This is a genomic window from Nocardia australiensis (genome assembly GCF_020733705.1).
Taxonomy (GTDB): domain Bacteria; phylum Actinomycetota; class Actinomycetes; order Mycobacteriales; family Mycobacteriaceae; genus Nocardia; species Nocardia australiensis.
Genome location: NZ_JAJFZM010000016.1, coordinates 375462 through 397380, shown reverse-complemented (window position 1 = coordinate 397380; position 21919 = coordinate 375462). Strand labels below are relative to the sequence as shown.

The 21919-nt window shown below is 65.6% G+C and carries 20 protein-coding genes and 1 pseudogene; 12 read left to right on the top strand and 9 right to left on the bottom strand.

Annotated features, from left to right (window positions below; all coding sequences use genetic code 11):
- The 3 genes and pseudogenes from LKE06_RS29215 to LKE06_RS29205 all read left to right on the top strand — a co-directional run.
- A pseudogene (locus tag LKE06_RS29215) lies at nucleotides 1-303 on the top strand (hypothetical protein); the annotation flags it as partial.
- Nucleotides 304-316: 13 nt separating this feature from the next.
- Nucleotides 317-523 (top strand): helix-turn-helix transcriptional regulator, encoded by a 207-nt coding sequence (locus tag LKE06_RS29210; RefSeq protein ID WP_228002194.1) that lies wholly within the window; start codon nucleotides 317-319, stop codon nucleotides 521-523.
- Nucleotides 524-591: 68 nt separating this feature from the next.
- Nucleotides 592-1725: a tyrosine-type recombinase/integrase gene (locus tag LKE06_RS29205; RefSeq protein WP_228002209.1), complete on the top strand. Its 1134-nt coding sequence runs from the start codon at nucleotides 592-594 to the stop codon at nucleotides 1723-1725.
- Nucleotides 1726-1758: 33 nt separating this feature from the next.
- On the opposite strand, the gene glnA (LKE06_RS29200) is transcribed toward LKE06_RS29205, so the two are convergent.
- Nucleotides 1759-3195, bottom strand: coding sequence for a type I glutamate--ammonia ligase (glnA, locus tag LKE06_RS29200; RefSeq protein WP_228002208.1), 1437 nt, complete (start codon nucleotides 3193-3195; stop codon nucleotides 1759-1761).
- A gap of 252 nt (nucleotides 3196-3447) precedes the next feature.
- Here glnA (LKE06_RS29200) and LKE06_RS29195 point away from each other — a divergent pair, with 252 nt between their 5' ends.
- Entirely contained in the window at nucleotides 3448-3903 is a 456-nt protein-coding gene (locus tag LKE06_RS29195; protein ID WP_228002580.1) for an RDD family protein, read from the top strand.
- A 128-nt stretch (nucleotides 3904-4031) separates the two neighbouring features.
- Here the strand turns inward: LKE06_RS29195 and LKE06_RS29190 are convergent, their stop codons facing one another.
- Entirely contained in the window at nucleotides 4032-4775 is a 744-nt protein-coding gene (locus LKE06_RS29190; RefSeq protein ID WP_228002579.1) for a DUF4191 domain-containing protein, read from the bottom strand.
- 190 nt (nucleotides 4776-4965) lie between these two features.
- Nucleotides 4966-5853 (bottom strand): oxidoreductase, encoded by an 888-nt coding sequence (locus LKE06_RS29185; RefSeq protein WP_228002574.1) that lies wholly within the window; start codon nucleotides 5851-5853, stop codon nucleotides 4966-4968.
- A 91-nt stretch (nucleotides 5854-5944) separates the two neighbouring features.
- Here LKE06_RS29185 and LKE06_RS29180 point away from each other — a divergent pair, with 91 nt between their 5' ends.
- The 5 genes from LKE06_RS29180 to LKE06_RS29160 all read left to right on the top strand — a co-directional run bounded on the left by LKE06_RS29180 (nucleotide 5945) and on the right by LKE06_RS29160 (nucleotide 10937).
- The gene (locus LKE06_RS29180; protein ID WP_228002569.1) at nucleotides 5945-6511 is read left to right on the top strand and encodes a TetR/AcrR family transcriptional regulator; all 567 of its coding nucleotides are present in this window, start codon (nucleotides 5945-5947) and stop codon (nucleotides 6509-6511) included.
- Nucleotides 6512-6574: 63 nt separating this feature from the next.
- The gene (locus LKE06_RS29175; protein WP_228002567.1) at nucleotides 6575-8233 is read left to right on the top strand and encodes a CocE/NonD family hydrolase; all 1659 of its coding nucleotides are present in this window, start codon (nucleotides 6575-6577) and stop codon (nucleotides 8231-8233) included.
- Nucleotides 8230-9627, top strand: coding sequence for a M20 family peptidase (locus tag LKE06_RS29170; protein ID WP_228002566.1), 1398 nt, complete (start codon nucleotides 8230-8232; stop codon nucleotides 9625-9627). Before LKE06_RS29175 ends, LKE06_RS29170 begins: the two co-directional genes overlap by 4 nt.
- A complete protein-coding gene (locus LKE06_RS29165; protein WP_228002564.1) occupies nucleotides 9624-10475 on the top strand; it encodes an alpha/beta hydrolase in 852 nt (283 codons plus the stop codon). Before LKE06_RS29170 ends, LKE06_RS29165 begins: the two co-directional genes overlap by 4 nt.
- Nucleotides 10476-10484: 9 nt before the next feature.
- The gene (locus LKE06_RS29160; RefSeq protein ID WP_228002562.1) at nucleotides 10485-10937 is read left to right on the top strand and encodes a 6,7-dimethyl-8-ribityllumazine synthase; all 453 of its coding nucleotides are present in this window, start codon (nucleotides 10485-10487) and stop codon (nucleotides 10935-10937) included.
- A 24-nt stretch (nucleotides 10938-10961) separates the two neighbouring features.
- Here LKE06_RS29160 and LKE06_RS29155 read toward each other — a convergent pair whose 3' ends face one another.
- The 6 genes from LKE06_RS29155 to LKE06_RS29135 all read right to left on the bottom strand — a co-directional run bounded on the left by LKE06_RS29155 (nucleotide 10962) and on the right by LKE06_RS29135 (nucleotide 19238).
- On the bottom strand, nucleotides 10962-11258 hold the full coding sequence (locus tag LKE06_RS29155) for a hypothetical protein (RefSeq protein ID WP_228002560.1): 297 nt from the start codon (nucleotides 11256-11258) through the stop codon (nucleotides 10962-10964).
- 123 nt (nucleotides 11259-11381) lie between these two features.
- Nucleotides 11382-11621 carry an FDXHR family putative zinc-binding protein gene (locus LKE06_RS33490; protein WP_443678140.1) on the bottom strand — a complete coding sequence of 80 codons (240 nt, stop codon included), beginning with the start codon at nucleotides 11619-11621 and terminating at the stop codon, nucleotides 11382-11384.
- 352 nt (nucleotides 11622-11973) lie between these two features.
- Nucleotides 11974-12918: an endonuclease/exonuclease/phosphatase family protein gene (locus tag LKE06_RS29150; RefSeq protein ID WP_228002558.1), complete on the bottom strand. Its 945-nt coding sequence runs from the start codon at nucleotides 12916-12918 to the stop codon at nucleotides 11974-11976.
- Between the two features lie 184 nt (nucleotides 12919-13102).
- Nucleotides 13103-16114: a bifunctional [glutamine synthetase] adenylyltransferase/[glutamine synthetase]-adenylyl-L-tyrosine phosphorylase gene (locus LKE06_RS29145; protein ID WP_228002557.1), complete on the bottom strand. Its 3012-nt coding sequence runs from the start codon at nucleotides 16112-16114 to the stop codon at nucleotides 13103-13105.
- Nucleotides 16115-16207: 93 nt separating this feature from the next.
- On the bottom strand, nucleotides 16208-17545 hold the full coding sequence (gene glnA, locus LKE06_RS29140; protein WP_228002555.1) for a type I glutamate--ammonia ligase: 1338 nt from the start codon (nucleotides 17543-17545) through the stop codon (nucleotides 16208-16210).
- Nucleotides 17546-17711: 166 nt separating this feature from the next.
- Nucleotides 17712-19238, bottom strand: coding sequence for an alpha/beta hydrolase (locus tag LKE06_RS29135; RefSeq protein ID WP_228002554.1), 1527 nt, complete (start codon nucleotides 19236-19238; stop codon nucleotides 17712-17714).
- 215 nt (nucleotides 19239-19453) lie between these two features.
- On the opposite strand from LKE06_RS29135, the gene panB reads away from it, so the two are divergent.
- The 3 genes from panB (at nucleotide 19454) to pip (ending at nucleotide 21917) form a co-directional block, all read left to right on the top strand.
- Nucleotides 19454-20311, top strand: coding sequence for a 3-methyl-2-oxobutanoate hydroxymethyltransferase (gene panB, locus LKE06_RS29130; protein ID WP_228002552.1), 858 nt, complete (start codon nucleotides 19454-19456; stop codon nucleotides 20309-20311).
- A 188-nt stretch (nucleotides 20312-20499) separates the two neighbouring features.
- Nucleotides 20500-20955 (top strand): hypothetical protein, encoded by a 456-nt coding sequence (locus LKE06_RS29125; RefSeq protein WP_228002551.1) that lies wholly within the window; start codon nucleotides 20500-20502, stop codon nucleotides 20953-20955.
- Nucleotides 20955-21917, top strand: coding sequence for a prolyl aminopeptidase (gene pip / locus LKE06_RS29120; protein WP_228002550.1), 963 nt, complete (start codon nucleotides 20955-20957; stop codon nucleotides 21915-21917). The genes LKE06_RS29125 and pip overlap by 1 nt, the downstream gene beginning before the upstream one ends.
- The last annotated feature ends 2 nt before the right edge of the window (nucleotides 21918-21919 follow it).

Here is a 21919-nt window from a genome sequence, read left to right as displayed (position 1 = left end):
GGCAAAACGATTCCCGATCACAAGGCCGATCGCCTCGACTTCGTGCGCTCCGAGCTCGCCCGTGTCGGCATCGTCAAACCCGACACCTCACACCTGCGTATCACCCCGGTCGGACCTACCGACAAGGACGCACCACCTCGTTCCCATCTGGTCATGGCACTCGTCGCCGCCCGCATCAACCAACGCGCCGAGTACACAAACGCCCGCCTCGAGATGACCGAAGGTCCACCAGGCGACGGTGATGTTTCACGCGAAACCGTTGTGCCACAACAGAGTTCGTTCGTTCAGCAATCCGCAGCATAGGGAGGAATCCGAGATGAACACCGAAGACACGTACCTGAGGGCCAAGGACTGCGAAGCCCTCACCGGTATCCCCGAGGCCACCTGGCGGTGGTGGGCACACGTCGGACAGGGACCAGCAAGCTTCAAACTCAGCGCTCGCCGTCGGGTGTGGCGAAAGTCTGTCGTCCTGGCCTGGATCGAGGAGCGGGAGCGGCTCACCAGCACGCAGGCAGCAGCCTGATGAGCACGTCACCGCGTCGCCATCGACGTTCAGGAGTTGAGCCGCGCTGGTTCAAGACTGTGACCGTCGTGAGCGAGGATGGCACGACAACCCGCGAACAGGTGCCGTCAGCGAACCACGGCAAGGGCAAGAAATGGCGGGCGCGCTACGTCGATGACCAGGGCAACGAGCACGCCAAAGGGTTCGACCGCAAGACCGATGCGCAAGCCTGGCTGAACGCGCAGATGTCCACGCTCGTCCAGGGCACTCACGTATCGCCACGGGATGCACAACTGACCATGCAAGAGTGGTGCGATCTCTGGATTCAGGGCTACGCAGTTCATCGTGACTCGACCGTTCGGCAAGCCAAGGTTCATATCAAGCTGATCACGCATGAGTTCGGTATGGTGCCCTTGGCTGCCGTCCGGCCATCCTCGGTGAAGTCTTGGGTAGCAAAACTGAAGACTGAGAAGCGTGAGCCGAGCTACGTCTACGCCGTGCATTCGCGCCTCTCGCAGATCATGAGCGACGCAGTGCATGAGGGCCTACTGGTCCGCAACCCATGCTCGCGCCGAACCGCGCCCCCGATGGGCAAGCAGAAGCCGTATGTCGCTACAACGCAACAGGTTTGGGCGATCTACGATGCGTTCCCGAAGCACCTACAGGCGTCCGTTCTGCTCGGTGCATTCGCCGGTCTTCGGGTCGCTGAGGTGTCCGCGCTCAAGGTCGCCGATATCGACCTCATGCGGGGCGTGGTGAACCCCAAGCAGCAATGGAAGGACGAACCGCTCAAGACCGACGCGAGCCAGACACCGATACCGATACCGAGGGAACTGGCGTTGCTGCTGTCGGCGTCAGTTAAGAAGTGGCCTGGCGAACACATGGTGACCGATGGCATGGGCAACCCTGCGCCACCCTGGCACATCGATCGCGCCCTCCGTGCGGTGCGGAACGCGGGCAAGGTGCAGTCATTGCCCGAGGAGTTCAGCTTCCACGACTTCCGGCACTACTTCGCGTCGCTGCTCATCTCCAAGAAGGCGGACATCAAGACCGTGCAAGTCCGCCTCCGCCACGCCAGCGCCAAGACCACGCTCGACACCTACGGGCACCTGTGGCCGGACGCGGACGAGTCCACCCGAACCGCAATCGGTGAGGTGATCGCGGAACGGATGGACTCGGGTACTGCTACTGCGGATGAACTGCGGACGGAGGACCAGGGTTAGATGCTCAGCCGCAGGTCAAGCCCCCAATACGACTTACACGTCGAAGTACAGCTCGAACTCGTACGGGTGCGGGCGGAGGTTCACCGGGGCGATTTCCTGCTCGCGCTTGATGTTGATCCAGGTCTCGATCAGGTCCTCGGTGAAGACGTTGCCTTCGGTGAGGTAATCGTGGTCCTGCTCTAGCTTGTCGATGACCGACGCCAGGCTGGTGGGGGCCTGGGGGATGTTCTTGGCCTCCTCCGGGGGGAGCTCGTAGAGGTCCTTGTCGACGGGAGCCTGCGGCTCGAGCTTGCGCTTGATGCCGTCGAGGCCGGCCATCATCATGGCGGCGAAGGCGAGGTACGGGTTACCCGAGGAGTCCGGCGCGCGGAACTCGATACGCTTGGCCTTCGGGTTGTTACCGGTGACCGGAATGCGGACCGCGGCGGAACGGTTGCGCTGCGAGTACACCAGGTTGATCGGCGCCTCGTAGCCCGGAACCAGACGGTGGTAGGAGTTCACGGTCGGGTTGGTGAACGCCAGCAGCGACGGCGCGTGGTGCAGGATGCCGCCGATGTAATGGCGCGCGAGATCCGACAGACCCGCGTAGCCGGCCTCGTCGTGGAACAGCGGCTTGCCGTCCTTCCACAGCGACTGGTGCACGTGCATGCCCGAGCCGTTGTCACCGAAGAGCGGCTTCGGCATGAACGTGACAGTCTTGCCTTCCTGCCACGCGGTGTTCTTCACGATGTACTTGAACAGCTGCAGGTCGTCGGCCGCACCGAGCAGGGTGCCGAACTTGTAGTTGATCTCGGCTTGACCGGCGGTCCCAACCTCATGGTGGCCACGCTCGAGCTCGAAGCCCGCGTTCTGCAGGTTGGACGAGATCTTGTCGCGCAGGTCGACATAGTGGTCGTAGGGGGCGACCGGGAAGTAGCCACCCTTGTTGCGGACCTTATAGCCCCGGTTGGGCGAACCGTCCGGGTTGAACTTCGCGCCGGTGTTCCAGGAGCCCGAGATCGACTCGATCTCGTAGAACGCGCCGTTGATCCCCGAGTCGTAGCGGATCGAGTCGAAGATGTAGAACTCGGCCTCGGCACCGAAGTACGCGGTGTCGGCGATACCGGTCGAACGCAGGTACTCCTCGGCCTTGCGCGCGATGTTGCGCGGGTCGCGGCTGTAGGCCTCGCGAGTGAACGGATCGTGCACGAAGTGATTGAGGTTCAGCGTCTTGGCGGTGCGGAACGGGTCGAGCTGCGCGGTGCTGAAATCGGGCAGCAGCAGCATGTCCGACTCATCGATCGACTGGAAACCACGGACGGAGGAGCCGTCGAACGCGAGCCCTTCCTCGGCGAGATCGGCCGTGAACGCCTGCGCCGGGATCGAGAAGTGCTGCTGCACACCGGGAAGATCGCTGAAGCGAATGTCGACGTATTCGACTTCTTCGTCAGCGATGTATTTGATGACCTCATCGGCCGTGCTGAACGTCACTTGTTCTCCTTACGGATCGGTTCCCAGCCAGTGTCGATTGCATGGGTTCGTCGCGACCAGACGCTATGGATGAAGTGTTTCCCGGCCGTCAAGGCTGTGTTTCGCCAGTGTTACACGTCCGGCTGGCGGGGTGGCCTTGGCCACCCGGGCTCGAACAACATGGTAATCCTGCCATCTTTTTCGGCGCGCGCCGACGTGAACTCCCCTTATGCGGTGTCGGGCGACCGGCTGGACGCGCTTACTCTGGGGAGCATGGCACGCAGTACGGGATCCTGGCTTTCCGGACCTCCGACGGACCCGGGCGACCCGGCAACCCCAGAGTTCCGCGGTCAGTATTTGGGGTTGCCCGAGTCCGGAGTCGGGTCGTTGCCGGGTTTGGGACGCCGTATCGCCGCGCTGTTCGTGGACTGGATGATCGCGGTCGGGATCTCGCTGCTGATCGTGCGCGGCGGATCGGCGTCGAGTCTGACGCTGCTGGTCTGGTTCGTGATCGGGGTCGGCGCGGTGACGCTGTTCGGCTACACGCCGGGCCAGTACTTTCTGCGGATACGGGTGATCCGGATCGACGCGCCGGTGCCGGTCGGCTTCGTCCGCGCGCTGGCACGGCAGGCTCTACTGGTATTCGTGGTGCCCGCGCTGTTCACCGACGCCGACGGTCGCGGCATGCATGACCGAGCCACCGGTACCGCGGTCGCCCGGTCCCGGTAACGGACTTCGAACCTTCGAACCGTTGGAGCCCGCGCACGGCGGCGCATACGCGAAGGCCCGCGTCCCAGCCTCATGGAACGCGGGCCTGTCGAAGCGTCACCCGGCGCGATGTCTCCGCGCTGCAATACTCAGCGCCGACGGATGCTGCGCTGTACGCCGCGCATCTTCGCGCCCGCGGGCATGGGCCCCTTGGGCAGCGCCGGGCCGCTGCGCGCGTTGAGGGCGGTCAACCGGCCCTCGATCAGGTCGATGCGCTTGGCGTCGATATTGCGCGGCAGTTTGGTGAGGTGCTTCTGCAGTCCCTTCAGCGGTACCTGCCCCTCCTCGTTGCCGATGATGATGTCGTAGATCGGGGTATCGCCGATGAGCCGGGCGGTGCGCTTCTTCTCCTGCGCCAGCAGCGACTTCAGCCGCTGCGGGGAGCCCTCGCCGACCAGGACCACGCCGGGCAGCCCGATCACGCGGTGCACCGCGTCGAGCTGGGTGGTCGCGGCGATGCCGTTGCTGACCCGCCACTTGCCCTGCAGGTTCTCCAGTACCCACGCCGCCGCGCCGGCCTGGCCTTCGGCCTTGGCGTAGACGTTCTTCTGCACACGGCGACCGAAGATGATGAACGCCACCAGGGCACCAAGCAGCAGGCCCAGCGGCAGCAGGAACCATTGCAGGCCGAAGATCAGCCCGACCACCAGGAACACGAGCGTGATGCCGACCAGCGCGCCGATCATCATGGGCAGCAGCAGTTTGTCTTCCTTGCGCTGCATCTGGAACGCCTGCCACAACTGCTGGCGACGTTCTTTCGACTGCTGCTTGCGCGCCGCCTTCGCCGCGGCCTTCGCTTCCTTCGACGGCGTGCCGCCCTTACCTGCTGCCATGCCCACAGGATAGTGCCAAGTGGGGTGTCGACCGGCGACGGGACCACCCGCTCGGGCCGCAAGCGCGGCAACGACTGCCGGACCGGGCGCACCGCGCATTCGGGCTGGTCGTGCGGCACGCTCGCGAATGACCCCCACGAGTCGGGTGCGCGACGGCCCGGTGCCGTGGCCGTGCAACCACGCCGGTTGATCAGGCGGCGTAGCGCACTCCGGTCAGGCGCTCGGAGGTCTCCCACAGGCGCGACTGTGCGGCGTGATCGTGGGAGCGGGTGCTCGATCGAACTGCGGCGGGATAACCTTTGATCTCGAAAAGACCTGCGGGCCCGTAGTATTCGCCGCCGGCGGCGGACGGATCGGTGGCCGCGCGCAGCGTCGGGAGCGCACCCATTGCCGGTGTGCGACCGAACAGGCGAGCGATGGCCAGGTTCGGTAACCGAAACCACGGCGACGAGTAGCGGAATACCTCGGTACTCGCACCGCCAGGATGTGCGGCAAGGGCCACGGCGGGGAGATCGGCGAGCCGACGATCCAGTTCGTAGGTGAACAGCAGGTTGGCCAGCTTCGATCTCGCGTACACACCGCCGCCGGAGGACACTTCATCGAAGTCGATCCCGCCGAATCGGTGCCCGATGCTGCTGACGGTGACGATGCGTGCGCCCTCGGTCGAGGCCAACCTGTCGAGCAGCAGACCGGTGAACGCGAAATGTCCGAGATGGTTGACCCCGAACTGGATCTCGAATCCGTCGGCGGTTCGGCCGGACAGTCCGGTCACACCCGCATTGTTGATCAGCAGGTCGAGTCGTTCGTGACGCGCTCGGATGTCGTCGGCCGCCGCGTGGATCGACGCGAGCGAGGCCAGATCGAGACGCACCGAGTCGACCCCGGCGCCCGGCACGCTTGCCATGATCCGCTCGGCCGCGCCCCGGGCTTTTCCCTGATCGCGGCAGGCGAGCACGACGGTGGCGCCGTGTTCGGCCAATGCCCGGGCGGTCTCGAAACCGATGCCGGTATTAGCACCGGTGATGACGGCGACGCGACCGTGCTGGTCGGGGATGTTCGCTTCGGTCCAGATTTCCATTGCGACTCCTAAAATGAACGAGTGGTTCACTATTAAAAGTGAACCACTCGTTCATGTTCTATGCAAGAGCGGAGGATAGGGTGAGTTCGATATGACCGGACAACCCAGACGGCGCGCTGACGCGCTACGGAACAGAGACGCGATCGTCAGCGCCGCACGAGAACTGGTCGTTGCGCGCGGGCCCGACATCGGTATGGATGACATCGCCGTGGCGGCCGGCGTCGCGGTCGGGACCATCTATCGCCACTTTCCGACCAAGACGGATCTGATGGAAGCGATCGTCACTGATCTCGCGACGGAGATCGCGGCATCGCTCGAATCCGCCACCGCCAGAGTCTGCGATGGTGAAAGCACCGCGCTCGAGGAGATCATTGCGCTGCTGTCGCGGGTGGTCATGGATATGCGGCAGGAGCGGCTGCTGCGTTATGCCGTCGCGGGCCTCGCGCCGGACTCGTTGCGCGAGGTCCAGCGACAGGCCAGGCATACCGTCGCCCGATGGGTCGACGCCGCACACCGGGACAAGGCTCTCTATCGAGACATCACGGTCGAAGATGTCATTCTGCTGCTGGCGACCGCACCCGACGACGCCCGGCCCGAGGCCGAGCATCGTCGCTGGCTGACACTGGCCCGGCGCGCGCTCGCACCCGAATCAGCGTGAAGCAGGCCGACCCCCCTGTTCCCAGGGCTGGACAGCCGACCGAGTTCGGTCGATAGTTCACGGGTGAATGTGGGTGCTGTGGTATTGCGTGCGTCGGCCGGGCTCTTGCTGATACTGGGTGTACTTGCGCCGGTGTCGCACGCGGATCCGGGATTGCCGTTTCAGTGGTCCCAGAGCTATATCACCGCGGCCGACGGCACCCGACTGCACGCGGATGTATTGCGTCCGCTCGGGGTTTCCGACGACACGCGCACACCGGTGATCCTTACGGTAAGTCCGTATCGCGCGCACCTCGCGTATTTGAGTAACCCGCGGCTGGAGCCAGGGCCGTCCATCGAGGACCTCAATGTGGAGATGTTTCTGCAGGCCGGATACACCTATGTCGTCGTCGACCTGCGCGGGTTCGGTGGATCGTCCGGGTGCCCGGATTTCGGCGGGCCGGGCGAACGCTCGGATGTGAGCGCCGCGGTGGAGTGGGCGGCAGGCCAGCCGTGGTCGACCGGCCGGGTCGGCATGACGGGCGTTTCGTATGAGGCGTGGGCCGGGTTGATGGGGTTGGCCGCCAAGCCGAAGGGACTGGCCGCGGTGGCCGCGTTCGAGCCGGTGATCGACCCGTATTCCTATCTGTACATGCAGGGTGTGTCGTGGAAGTTCTCCGGAAAACCGGTGACCGAGACCGGGATTCGCCCGGCCGATGAGGTCGGCCTCGAACACCTGCTGATTGCCTCTACTCCCGGCCGCTGGGACGACTCCCCCGAGTACCGGGCCAACGCCACCGAGATGACGCCGCAGTGCTACGCGCAGTACGCCGAGAACACCGCCGATCATAATCGCGACAGCCAGTTCTGGCGCGAGCGCGACCTGGTGGAACAGTTGCGCGGCAATACGATTCCACTGTTGCTCGGCCAAGGCTTCCTCGACCAGAACACCCGCGCCTATCGCGCGTTCGATGCATGGAACGCGCTCGGCCCCGGCGAGCACCGCGCCTGGTTCGGCCAGTGGGGTCACAGCGACTGTCATGCCAAATGTGGCACACCGAATTTTGACGCCGAATTGCTCGCCTTCTTCGACAGGCAGGTCGCGGGCAAGGACGTCACGGTGCCGGGGCCGCGTATCACCGTCGGCCAGTACGACGGCGGCTGGCGTTCGGAAACCGCATGGCCGCCGAAGGATGTGCGGCGTGTGCCGATCGACCTGCGCACCGGCGAGTACACCGATCGCGGGCTACCTAACGGACTCGACCGCGAGATCTGGTCGATATCCGAACCATTGGCGCAAGACCAACACCTGTCCGGAATTCCTACCGCGTCGCTGCGACTGAACGGCCCGCCGTCAGCCACCGTCGCGATCGAGTTGTACGACATCGCGCCCGACGGCCTGTCCACCGTCATCACCCGAGGTATCGCCCCGGTCGCCCAAACCGCCGATGTCCGGCTACTCGCTCAGGATTGGCCGCTTCCCGCCGGGCACCGGATCGGCGCGCGGATCACCGACGTCATCGATGACATCTGGTCACATACTCCGGCCTTCGCATCCGTCACCGTGACGGCCGCTCGGCTCGAATTGCCGCTGCTCACCATCCCACGCCATCCGGACCTGACCGGCGGATCGAGCGAGACCTGGGACAAATGGCACACCAACGAGACCATCACCATTGGGCCCGATCTGTTGAACAATGCAACGATGCCCATGAACCTACCGACCATGACCGGTAACCGATGACCGACGAAGCCGCCACCCACTCGGTGGTGGTCGATAACCACGTCGCCGAGCGTCTCGCGCGGGCTCTGCGTTTCGCGACGGTGTCCACCGAAGAGCCCGACCGGCCCGACGACCCCGAGTTCGCCCGATTGGGCGCGTACCTCGAGGAGTCCTTCCCGCTGGTGCACACCGAGTTGGAGCTGGAGCGGTTCGGCTACAGTCGGCTCTATCGGTGGGCCGGGGCCGAGCCGGAGCGGGTCTCGGCAATCCTGCTCGCACACCAGGACGTGGTCCCCGTCGACGATCCACACCGATGGACCCATCCACCGTTCGCCGGCATTGTCGACGACGAATTCATTTGGGGCCGTGGCGCAATCGATGACAAGAGCCGGGTGCTGGCCATTCTGGAGGCAGTCGAATCGGCACTCGCCGTGGGCATTCGGCCGTACCACACCGTCTACCTGGCCTTCGGCCACGACGAAGAGGTGTTCGGCGACCAGGGCGCGGCGCGGATGGCGCGGCGACTGCGCGAAGCGGGTGTGCACGCGGATCTGTTGATCGACGAAGGAGGGGTGATCACCGACGGCATAGTTGACGGCGTGGACCGCCCGGTGGCCTCGATCATGGTGGGCGAGAAGGGTTATCTGACGGCCCGGTTCTCCGTGCGGGAAGTGGGTGGACACTCAGCGATGCCGGGTCGCAGGACCGCGGTCGGCCGGATCGCACGCGCGGTGAGCCGGATTCAGGACCATCCGATGCCATTGCGGATGACGCCGATCGTGGTTGACATGCTGCGGCGGCTGCGTCCGGCGCTGCCCGAGTCACGCCGTCGTCTACTCGGGGTGGCCGGGCTGGCCACCCCGCTGGTCACGCGGGTAATGGCGGCGCGTCCGCAGACCGAGGCGCTGGTGCGCACGACCACCGCGCCGACGGTGATCAGCGGTGGTGTGAAGGCCAATGTACTGCCGCAGCACGCCGAAGCGCTGGTGAACTTCCGTATCCTACCCGGCGATTCGGTTCGCTCGGTGCTGGAACACTGCCGAAAAGTAGTGCGCGACAAGGGGATCCGAATCGAACCGTTCGGGATATCCTCGGAGCCATCACTTTTCGACGGCCCCGGCCCCGGATTCGATGTGATCGCCGGACTCGCCCAAGCGGTTGTCCCCGGAATCGCGGTTACCAGCGGCATCGTCCCTGGCGCCACCGATGCCAGACATTACGACGACCTCGCCGCGACGCGTTGCAATTTCGCGCCCATCGTGATGACCGAGGCCGACCTCGCGACCATCCACGGAACCGACGAGCGCATCTCGCTGGTGAACTACGCTCGGCTCATCGAATTCAATCGGCGGCTGATCGACCATCTCGCGCGCGGGTCGAGCACCACGCCGCAGACGTCAGGAGCCGACGTATGACATCCGAGAGCGCTGTATCCGCGACCGGCGAATTCGAGGGCCGTGGCAGCCGGGTCGCCTGGCGGGCGTGGCTACCGGACACCACAGCCAAGGGCGTTATCGTGCTCGTGCACGGAGTCGCCGAGCATTCCGGACGCTACGTGTATGTCGGAAAGCGGTTGGCGGACGCCGGTTTCGCCGTGTACGCACCCGACCACATCGGCCACGGCAAGTCCGCGGGCAGCAATGCGAACATCGGCTCGATGGACGCGGCGGCCGACAATGTGGCCGCCATGCTCGACATCGCGAGCCGCGAACATCCCGATGTGCCACGCGTGCTGCTCGGCCATTCGATGGGCAGCCTCATCGTGCTATATCTGGCCACGCGCGCACCCATCGACGTCGCGGGAATCGTGGTCTCCGCACCGCCGCTTGACATTCCGCTCGGCAACCCGTTGCAGCGCCTGTTCGCCCCGCTGTTGACCAGGTTCACGCCGAATCTCGGTGTGCTGAAACTGGATTCGTCGATGATCAGCCGTGACCCCGATGTGGTGCACGCCTACGACAACGATCCGCTGGTGTTTCGAGGCAAGCTGCCCGCCCGCACCGCTGTCGAGATACTGAACGCGACGCAGCTGGTGAAAGGGCGCCTGGACCGGCTCACCGTGCCGCTACTGGTGTTACACGGCACCGCCGACGCGGTCGCGGCACCTTCGAGCTCCACGCTGATCGAGCGGAGCGCGAGCTCGAAGGATCTGACCGTGATCCGCTACGACGGGCTCTATCACGAGATCTTCAACGAACCCGAAAAGGACCGGGTACTCGGCGACGTCGTGGACTGGCTGCGGGCGCACATTTCCGAGACGTAGGCTCTGCCTATGGGAGATAGAGTCGCATTCATCCGCGCCACCTGGCACAGCTCGATCGTGAACAAGGCGTACCAGGGTTTCGGCACGGAATACGCCGATCTCGGCTTCGACCCCAGCACTATCGATCTGTTCGAGGTCCCCGGCGCGTTCGAGATCCCGCTGCACGCCAAGCGCCTCGCGCGCAGCGGCGACTACGCGGCGGTGGTCGCGGCGGCATTGGTGGTCGACGGCGGCATCTACCGGCACGATTTCGTCGCCTCCGCGGTGATCGATGGCCTGATGCGGGTGCAACTCGACACCGATGTGCCGGTGTTCTCCGTGGTACTCACCCCGCACCATTTCCACGAGCACAGCGAGCACGTCACCTACTTCACCGAGCATTTCGTGACGAAGGGAGCCGAGGCCGCCCGCGCGCTGGCGGGCACCCTCAGCTCCCTTCGGGCATTACCCGCGGCCAACTAGCTCACTCCATTTGGTTGAAGCGGCTCAATGCTCGTCGTAGTGGCCGTTGTGGGCGGCGTGCCGATGACCGTCGTGGATATAGTCCACATGATCACCATGCGGGACCGCGACATGACCACAATTCTCGCCGTGGATGTGGTCGTGACTACCATGCTCGGCGTGACCGGCAGGTTCGCATTCGTCGTAGTGGTCGCCATGGGCACGGTGCAGGTGTCCATCGTGGACATAGTCGACGTGGTCCCCATGCGGAACGGCCGCATGGCCGCAGCCCTCACCGTGCACATGGGTGTGATCTTCGTGCGACAAGTGTGCTGTCGTCATTCAACGCCCCTTTCACGTGCTTGAACAATGATTGCTATGCCACCGATCACATTAACAAACATGCATACATCGGCGCGCGTGCGGAATCGGATGACGATCTCCGCATCCGTCGAGCGACGCTAATTAATGCGGCAAGCCCCAGCAGGGGTAATCGCGGCCGGCATCGACAAGGCCGACGCTGTGCGGTGTCCGACAGGTGACGTGCGGCTTGTGGCGATAATCCACAACCAGATGCAGACTCGCAGCCTTCTCGCCGGTGAACGTCTGATGACATTGGGAACAATGGCACACATTGTGTGCGCTCAATGGCCACCAGCACTGGCATCCCCGGCACGTCACCGCTTCCGGCGGTTTCGTCTTCATGATCACTCACCCACTCGCGCGGCCCCGGGCGCGGTCCGCTCAACACCTCGGGGGTCTCCGGTAGGTCTCCGGTTTTTCTCGGTCATTAAACCACCTACCTGAGACCTCACCCATATACCAACGCGGACAACAGCTTTCACCAACTCACTGCTACACAGACCCTAGCTCTTCACCACCCCGATGTATTCGAACTGCGGCGGCATCGCCATCGGGAATCTTGGCCATCGCCCGGGCCAGGCTGGTCAGCGACGCCTCGTCGACCGGGCCGCCGCCGTTCTCCACGGTGAGTGTTCACATGGTATTCGCTGCGGCCCGATCGCGCGTAAACGTCACGCGAGACGCCGACCCGCGGCTACTTGTTCAGCCGCACCGTGGCGAGCACGGCTCGATGGTCAGATCCTGGGACCGTCACTGTGCGGACCTCGTCGGAGGTCGCGTCGGCCACCAGAATGTGGTCGATGCCGATTACCGGACCCCATCGGCGATCGTTCGGAAAAGTGGGCAGCGGCCCCGCACCCGCGAGATCCGCCGCCGCGGCGAAGCGTCCGCGCAGCAGATCGCGGAATGCCGAATGATCCCGTGTCGCATTGAAATCCGCGCCGACGATCGCCGGACCCTGTTGCGCGTCCAGTATTTCGCGGATCTTACGCATTTCCGAACTCCAGACCGGAAAATCGAATAGCGGCGGAACCGGATGGAACGCGAACACCGTGACCGCGCCCGCCTGCGGATGGTCCATCGTCGCCGACACATTGTTGAGCACGAAGCCGTAGTATTTCTTGCTGTCGCGCAACGGATACCGGCTGTATATGCCGGTACCGCCGCCACCACCGCCCGGCTGCAGGAATCGATACGGCAGCAGCTCCGAGATGCCCGCCGCGTCCAACCGCGTCACCATCTCCGGTGTCAGCTCCTCGATGGTCAGCGCTTCGACGCGGCCGTCTCGCACCGCCCGCACGACCGTCGCCTCGTCGGCTCCGCCGAACAGCACATTCGACTGCATAACCCGCAGGTCCGCCCCTGCGGCCGCGTGCCCGTCCGGCACGAACATCGGCACCGATGTCCACAACGCGGCCGCGACGATCACCCCCGCCACCGCCGCACTACGCCAGCGTCGCGCACCCAGCAGCAACACCAGTCCGATGATCGCGCCGACCATCAGATACGTCGCCCCCGAGGCGGCAAGCACGAACAGCTGCCGCTGCCATGGTCCGAAATGCAGGGCAATCCCGAGGATCCCCGCCGTGAGCGCACACCACCCCACACCGGGCAAGGCCTGGTCTCTCCAATTACGCATGGACCGACCCTAGATCGGATCGGCGCGGACGCCGTGCGCAGTTCGTGGAGCTTCGCCCCCGCCCCGAAACCGGCCGGGCGCCGTCGCGGAGGTGCAGTAGGGACAGCGCCAGGTCGATGGGTGGAGGCTGCTCAGAGTGGGGCAAACACTCGCGCAGGGGCCCCATTCACCCGGTGCGGGTCGTTCACTCGCCGAATACCCGCTCCACGACCGCTTTCGCGCGACGAGTAATGCGCAGATAGTTGTCGAGGAACTCGCTACCGTCGTCATTGGGCCAGCCTGCGACGCGCGCAACGGCCGAGAGCAGCCGACCAGGGGCGGGGAGTTGGTCGGCGGGTTTGCCGCGCACCAGGACCAGGGCGTTGCGCGCCCTGGTCGCGGTGAGCCAGGACTCGCGCAGTAGCGCGGCATCTTCAGCGTCCAGCAGTTCGGCCCTCTCGATGACATCGAGCGACTGCAGTGTCGACGTGTTGTGCAGAGCCGGCACCTCGTGGGCGTGGCGCAGCTGCATGAGCTGCACCGTCCACTCGATATCGGCGAGCCCGCCGCGGCCGAGTTTGGTGTGGGTGGCCGGATCGGCGCCGCGTGGCAGTCGTTCCGAATCGATCCTTGCCTTGATCCGCCGGATCTCACGCACCGCATCGGCCGAAACACCGCCTGCGGGGTAGCGGACCTTGTCGATGGTGTGCAGAAAGCGCAGACCGAGCTGATCGTCACCGGCGACCTGGTGCGCGCGCAATAGCGCTTGCACCTCCCACGGTTGCGCCCACTGCTGGTAGTAGGCGGAGTACGCGGCCAAGGTGCGCACCAGCGCACCGTTGCGTCCCTCCGGCCGCAACCCGGCATCCACCTGCAGTGGCGGATCGATGCTCGGCGCACCGAGCAGCCGCTGTACCCGCTCGGCCACGCTGATCGCCCATTTCACCGCCATGGTCTCGTCTTCGCCGGGGCGCGGATCGCAGACAAACAGCACATCGGCGTCGGAACCGTAGCCCAGTTCCATACCGCCGAGCCTGCCCATTCCGATCACCGCGAAATCGGCGGGCGCGGGTGCGCCGCGCTCGGCCTCGCTGGCCCGGATCACCGCGCGCAGCGCGGCTTCCAGCACCGCCACCCACACCGAGGACAGCGCACGGCACACCTGCGCCACATCGAGCATGCCGAGCAGGTCCGCCGAGGCAACCCTGGCCAGCTCATGGCGACGCAGTGAACGCGCCGCGGCCACAGCACGTTTCGGATCGTCATATCGCTTCGCGGCGGTAAGGATGCCGCGCGCAACCTCTTCCGGCTGCGGTGTGAGCAGCAACGGCCCGGTCGGTCCGTCGGCATACATCCGAATCGTGTCCGGCGCGTTGATCAGCAGATCCGGTAGATACTCCGACGAACCGAGCACGATCATCAGCCGCTGCGCGATCGCGCCCTCATCGCGAAGTTCGCGCAGGAACCAGATCTGGTCGCTGAGCCCCTCCGACACGCGCCGGTAAGCCAGCAGGCCCGCATCGGGATTCGGTGTGTCACCGAGCCATTCGAGCAGGGTCGGCAATAGCAGCGCCTGGATTCGCCCCTTACGCGAGACGCCGCCGGTCAATGCTTTCAGGTGACCGAGTGCGTGTTCGGGCGCGGCGTAGCCAAGCGCGGCCAGCTGCCGGATCGCGGCGTCGGGACTGAGCCGCAGGGCGTCGGGGTCCAGGCGCACCACCGATTCGAGCAGCGGCCGGTAGAAGAGCTTCGCGTGTAATCGCCGCACCCGCACTGAGTTACGGCGGATTTCGGTCGCGAGCACCCCGACCGCGTCTTGCCTGCCATCGGGACGGATGTGCGCGGCGCGGGCCAGCCAGCGCATCCCTTCCTCGTCGTCGGCGGCGGGCAAAGTGTGGGTCCGCTTGAGACGCTGCAATTGCAGCCGGTGCTCGAGCAGGCGCAGGAATTCGTAGGAGGCAGTGAGATTCGCCGCGTCGTCGCGACCGACATAGCCGCCGGCGGCAAGCGCCGTCAACGCCTCGACGGTGCCCTGCACATGCAGCGCCTCGTCCACCCGCCCGTGCACCAATTGCAGTAGCTGCACGGCGAATTCGACGTCACGCAGGCTGCCGCGTCCGAGCTTGAGCTCGCGCTCACGCAGGTCGGCGGGCACCAGATCCTCCACCCGGCGCCGCATCGCCTGCACGTCGGCGACGAAATCCGGTCGCTCCGAGGCGGCCCACACCATCGGCATCAGCGCGTCGCGGTACTGCTCGCCCAGCTCGAGATCGCCGGTCATCGGCCGTGCCTTGAGCAATGCCTGGAACTCCCAGGTCCGCGCCCACCGCTGGTAGTACGCGACATGCGAATCCAGGGTGCGCACCAGCGCACCGGCCTTGCCCTCCGGGCGTAGCGCCGCATCGACCTCGAAGAAAGCCGCGCTACCCACGCTCATCATCTCCGCGGCCAGCCTGGCCGCGGTAGCGTCGGCGGGTTCGGCGACGAACACCACATCGACGTCGCTGACGTAATTCAGTTCGCACGCACCGCATTTGCCCATCGCGATCACCGCGAGCCGGACCGGTACCGGTTCGTCCTGGCACACCCGCGCCACCGCTACCGACAGCGCCGCGGCCAGTGCGGCATCGGCCAGATCGGTGAGGTGGCGACCAACCACCTGATAGGGCAATACCGGCTCGTTCTCGACCGTCGCCGCCAGATCGAGCGCGGCGAGCAGCATCAGTTGATCGCGATATCGCTTGCGCAGCAACCCAATCGACTCCGGACCCGAAATCTCCGCCCGATACAGCACGGCGGTCGGGTCGGGACTGCGCGCGGGCACCGCGGCCACGGCGGCGAGCAGGTCGTCGACGAGTTCCTCGCGACTCGGCAGTTTGTCGCGCCGCAGGATCCGCCAGGTATCCGGATCGGCGACCAGATGGTCGGCGAACGCGCTCGACGATCCGATCAACGCGAACAGCCTGCCGCGCAACGATCTGTCCGCGCGCAACATCGCGTCCAATTCGGCCCAATCGTCACCGAGTGCCGAACGCAGCCGCATCAATGTCAGCAGTGCCAGATCGGCATCCGGAGACCGCGACAGGGCCCACAGCACCGGAATGCTGTCGACGTTATCCCACGCCAATTCTCGTAACGACGCAGCGGCAGTCGGCTCGAGCAATCCGAGCCGACCGACACCGGGAACAGCAGAACGAGCAGACGGCGGCCGGACCATATGTCCAACCTAGTTGTCCGGGCAACTCTTTCCACAATGGCCGGTGGATAGCAGCGCAAACGTAGCCGTAATCGCCCGATTCGCGACGCGGGCCTACAACCCGAGGTATTCCCGCAGCTCGAACGGCGTCACCTGGCTGCGGTAGTCCGCCCACTCCCGACGCTTATTGCGCAGGAAGAAGTCGAACACATGCTCGCCGAGTGCTTCCGCGACAAGCTCCGATCGCTCCATCGCCTGCAATGCTTCGTCCAGCGTGCCGGGCAGCTCACGGAAGCCCATCGCGCGGCGCTCGGCCGAAGTCAGCGACCACACGTCGTCCTCGGCCTCCGGCGGCAGCGTGTACCCCTTCTCGACACCGCGCAGACCGGCGGCCAGCAGCACCGCGAAACTCAGGTACGGATTGCAGGCCGAATCTGGGCTGCGGATCTCGACACGGCGCGAGGAAGACTTGTTCGGGGTGTACATCGGCACTCGAACCAGCGCGGAGCGGTTGGAGCGCCCCCACGAAGCCGCGGTAGGCGCCTCGCCGCCGTGGATGAGCCGCTTGTAGGAATTCACCCACTGGTTGGTGATCGCGCTGATCTCCGGCGCGTGCTCCAGGATGCCCGCGATGAACGCCCGTGCGGTGGCGGAAAGGTTGATCGGGTCGTCGGGGTCGTGGAAGGCATTCGCCTCGCCCTCGAACAGACTCATGTGGGTGTGCATCGCCGAACCCGGGTACGGGGCGAACGGCTTCGGCATGAACGTCGCGCGCACACCCTCGTCGATGGCCACTTCCTTGATCAGGTAGCGGAAGGTCATCACATTGTCGGCCATGGACAGCGCGTCGGCGTAACGCAGGTCGATCTCCTGCTGGCCAGGCGCACCCTCGTGGTGGCTGAACTCGACCGAAATGCCCATCGACTCGAGCGCGTCGATGGCGTGGCGGCGGAAGTTCGGGGCCGAGTCGTGCACGGCCTGATCGAAGAAGCCGCCGCTGTCGGCGGGCTTGGGGTCCGCGCCCGCCGGACCGTTCTCGAGCAGGAAGAACTCGATCTCCGGGTGAACGTAGCAGCTGAAGCCGACGTCACCGGCCTTGTTCAGCTGACGGCGCAGCACGTGGCGCGGGTCGGCCCAGGACGGCGAACCATCCGGCATGGTGATATCGCAGAACATGCGCGCGGAGTGCTGATGGCCCTTGCTGGTCGACCACGGTAGGACCTGGAAGGTCGAGGGATCCGGTCGGGCAACCATGTCCGCTTCGGAGACGCGAGCAAAGCCCTCGATGGCCGAACCATCGAAGCCGATGCCCTCCTCGAACGCGCCCTCCAGCTCTGCGGGCGCGATAGCGACGGACTTGAGATACCCCAGTACGTCGGTGAACCAGAGCCGCACGAAGCGGATATCCCGTTCTTCGAGCGTCCGCAGCACGAATTCCTTCTGGCGATCCATGAACGCGAGCGTAAGCACCTGGCGTTAAATCCGTGTTACATACACGCTTAGGGATTGCAATTCACTGATTCGGAACACCTCGCGCGCCCGCGTACACGATGGTGAGCCGTCCGGGCATACCGTCCAAGGACGGCCGTTCACCCCGGACGGCACGATCACCGATCGGTCAGCAGGTGAGTCCCTGGGCCGGGACAGTCAGGTCGGTCAGGTACCCGATAACCGCGTCGTCGAGGCATGCATCGCCCGCCACCAGGGCCGCAGTGTGCCGATTACCGTTATAGGTGATCAGCTCGGCGCCCATCTGCGCGGCCAGATCGACACCGGCCTGGTAGGGCGTCGCCGGGTCGTCAGTGGTCGAGACCACCACGGTCTTCGGCAGGCCGTTCGCCGAAATCTTATGCGGCTGGCTGGTGTTGGGCACCGGCCAGACGGCACACAGTTCCAGCGGAGCGGCCCCGGTGCCGCGGCCGTCGTCCATGAACGGCGCCGCCTTGCGGTATTCGACATCCTGCTTGCCCGCGATCGCGGGGTCGGAGATGCGCGGGTCGTCGACACAGCGGATCGCGTTGAAGGCGTCCTGGGTGTTGTTGTATGTGCCGTCGTCGCGGCGGCCGTCGTAGAGGTCGGCGAGCTTGAGCAGGGTGTCGCCGCGGCCGTCACGTAGTTCGGTCAGTCCGTGGGTCAGCGCGGGCCACAGTTCGTCGGTGTAGAGCGCCTGCTGCACACCGGTGATCGCATCGTTGTAGGCGAGGCCGCGCGGGTCGGTGGTGGACGCGGGCTTGTCGTGCAGTGGGTCGACCAGCGCGCGGAACTTTGCGACGGACTGGGCCGGGTCGGTGCCGATCGGGCAATCCTGATGCTGGGCGCAGGCGGCGCTGTAGGCGTCGAACACTTTCTGGAAGCCGGCGGCCTGGCGCAACGATTCCTGCACCGGGTCCTGCGAGGAGTCGACCGCGCCGTCGAGCACCATCGCGCGCACGTTGGCGGGGAACTTCTCGGCGTAGGCCGAGCCGAGCTTAGTGCCGTAGGAGTAGCCGAGGTAGCTGAGCTTCGGATCACCGAGCACGGCGCGGATCACGTCCATGTCCTGCACCACCTCGCGGGTGCCGACATGCGAGAGGAAATCTGTGCCGGTGCGATCGGTGCAGTGGCCGACGTACTTGCGATTTTCGTCCTCGGATTCGGCGATGCCTTCGGGTGTGTTGTCCGTCGGCTTCTCGGCCCGCTCCTTATCGGCTTCCTGCGGGGTGAGGCAGTTGATCGCCGGGGTCGAGGAGCCGACGCCGCGTGGGTCGAAGCCGACTCGGTCGAAATGCTCGGCGAGCGGGGTCTTGCTCGCGATGCTCGACATCGACAGCCCCGATACTCCCGGCCCGCCCGGGTTCAGCAGCAGCGAGCCGATGCGATTGCCACTGGCTTTGACCCGGGCCAGCGCGATCTGCGCGGTCGGGCCGTCCGGCTTGTCGTAGTCGATGGGCACGGTGACCCGTGCGCACTCCGCGGACTTGTCCATCCGGTCCTCGGGATCACCGAAGCCATCGCAGCCGCCCCACTCCGGCGTCTGCGAATAGAACTTCTCCAACCCCGATGGCGGAGCGGGCATCGGCGCGCCCTGCTCGTCCTTCGTGGCTGTACAACCCGCCACCGTCATCGCCAGCACCGCCGCCACCAGCACACCGCGCCCATTGCGCATTAAAGCCATCCTGAAATCCTGCCATCAACCGCGCTCGGCACTGTCGGTCCCGGTAGCCGAACGGTGTCACGCACGCCGCGAAGCGCGGCGGCCTGTGACCAATCGCACCAGGCCCTGGCCTTAATCCGGCCCTCAGGCTGGTGGCACACTGAACTGGTCAGACAAACCCGGGGACCCGTACGGGCCTCGAGGAGACACGACCGAAAGGGACGATGATGTCCGTATCCGATTCGGAATCCCCTGCCTACGGCGTCGGGCCCGCAGCGGCCAACCCCGCCAAGCGCAAGACACGGGTGCATCACCTGCAGCAGATGAAAGCCGACGGTGAGCGCTGGTCCATGCTTACCGCCTATGACTACTCCTCGGCCCGGCTGTTCGAGGAGGCCGGCATCCCGGTGCTGCTGGTCGGTGACTCCGCGGCGAACGTGGTTTACGGCTACGACACCACCGTACCGATCACTGTCGACGAGCTCATCCCGCTGGTGCGTGGCGTGGTTCGCGGCGCACCGCATGCGCTGGTGGTCGCAGATCTGCCATTCGGCACCTACGAGTCCTCGCCGCAGCAAGCGCTCGCGACCGCCACCCGCTTCATGAAGGAGGGCCAGGCGCACGCGGTGAAGTTCGAGGGCGGCGAACGCGTCGCCGAGCAGATCGCGCTGATCACCTCGGCGGGTATTCCGGTCATGGCGCACATCGGGTTCACACCGCAGAGCGTGAACACACTGGGCGGCTTCCGCGTGCAGGGCCGCGGCGACGGCGCCGAACAGCTCATCGCGGACGCCATCGCCGTGCAGGAGGCGGGCGCGTTCGCCGTGGTCATGGAGATGGTGCCCGCGGAACTGGCCGGACAGGTCACGGGCAAGCTGACCATCCCCACCGTCGGCATCGGCGCGGGCGTGGAATGCGATGCGCAGGTGCTGGTCTGGCAGGACATGGCCGGCTACACCAGCGGCAAGACCGCCAAATTCGTCAAGCGTTTCGGCAATGTCGGTGACGAACTGCGCACCGCCGCAGCCACTTACGCCGCCGAGGTCCGCCGGGGCACCTTCCCCGGCCCCGAACACAGCTTCTGAGCAGAGCCTCGATGATCGGCCGAGCGGCGCAGGATCCACCCGCACCACTCGGCCGACCATGAACGCCGATTGGGCGGGCAGGATACTCGCGGCCGGTTTCCGGTAGCTCTCAGACAATCCTCCCGGACCGGTGGCACAAAAAATGGCAGACTCGAAGCCGACAATGTCGACACGAGTCAGAGGTACCGATGCCGCAACCCCGTTGGATCACCCGCAGCACGCTATTGCTGGCCGGAGTTTTCGCCGCAGCCGCGCTCACCGCCTGCGGAACCGGCTTGGATTCGACACCGACCGGGAGCTCGGGTTCGACAACGGGATCGGCCGCCGCGACCACCGTCCCCACCGGTTCGGCCACCGCCAGTAAGCCGAATAGCCCGCAGATCTCCGATGCGGCAGGCACCCAACTGTGCGACATGATCCGGCCGGAGCTGTCGAACTGGCGGGTCCAGGGGCCGACACTCGGCCGGATCGGGCTCAACGCCATCGTGCACGAATGGGCGCTACGCAACGGCGGCATCAACGCTCAGGTGCTCGCCGATAAGGCGATCATCGATAGAGTCACCACCAAGAGCTGCGTCGATGTGCACCAGCAGGCCATCGAGGCGCTGGAACTGTCCGATCTCGCTTCGGGGCTCGTCTTCTGATGCGCGTCCTGTATCCCCCCATCGAGCCGTATGACACCGGCATGCTCGATGTCGGTGCGGGACAGTCGATGTACTGGGAAGTCAGCGGCAACCCGGACGGTAAACCGGTGGTGTTCCTGCACGGCGGACCCGGTGGCGGCACCTCGCCGCTGCATCGGCAATTCTTCGACCCCGCCGCCTACCGGATCGTGCTGCTCGATCAGCGCGGCTGCGGTCACTCGACCCCGCACATCGCCGACGGCGCGAGCCTGGAGACCAACACCACGGCGCACTTGATCGCCGACATCGAAGCGCTGCGTACACATTTGGGCATCGACCGCTGGCAGGTGTTCGGCGGTTCCTGGGGTTCGACGCTGGCGCTGGCCTACGCGCAAACCCATCCGCAGCGGGTTACCGAACTGGTGTTGCGCGGGATTTTCCTGTTGCGGCGCAAGGAAATCGACTGGTACTACAACGGCGCCGCCGGTTACCTCTACCCGGACGAGTGGGAGAAATTCCTGGCCCCGGTGCCCGAGGCCGAACGCGACGGCGATCTGGTCGAGGTCTACCACCGGCTGCTGCACTCCCGCGACGACGAGGTCGCATTGGCGGCCGCTGTCGCCTGGTCCACCTGGGAAGGGTCGACGAGTGCGCTACTGCCGCACCCGGATCGGGTCGCCGAGACCGGCGAGCCACGCTTCGCGCTGGCCTTCGCGCGCATCGAGAACCACTACTTCCGCAACGGTGGCTTTCTCGACGAGGGCCAGTTGCTGCGCGATATCGACACCATCGCGCACATTCCCGCCGTCATCGTGCAGGGCCGCCACGACATCGTCTGCCCGGCCGTCAGCGCCTGGGACCTGCACCGCGCCTGGCCCGGCTCGGTTTTGCATATCGTGGATGACGCTGGGCACACCGCCAACGAGCCCGGCATCACCCATCATCTGGTCGAGGCGACCGACGGATTCGCGAAAGTGAGCTGAGC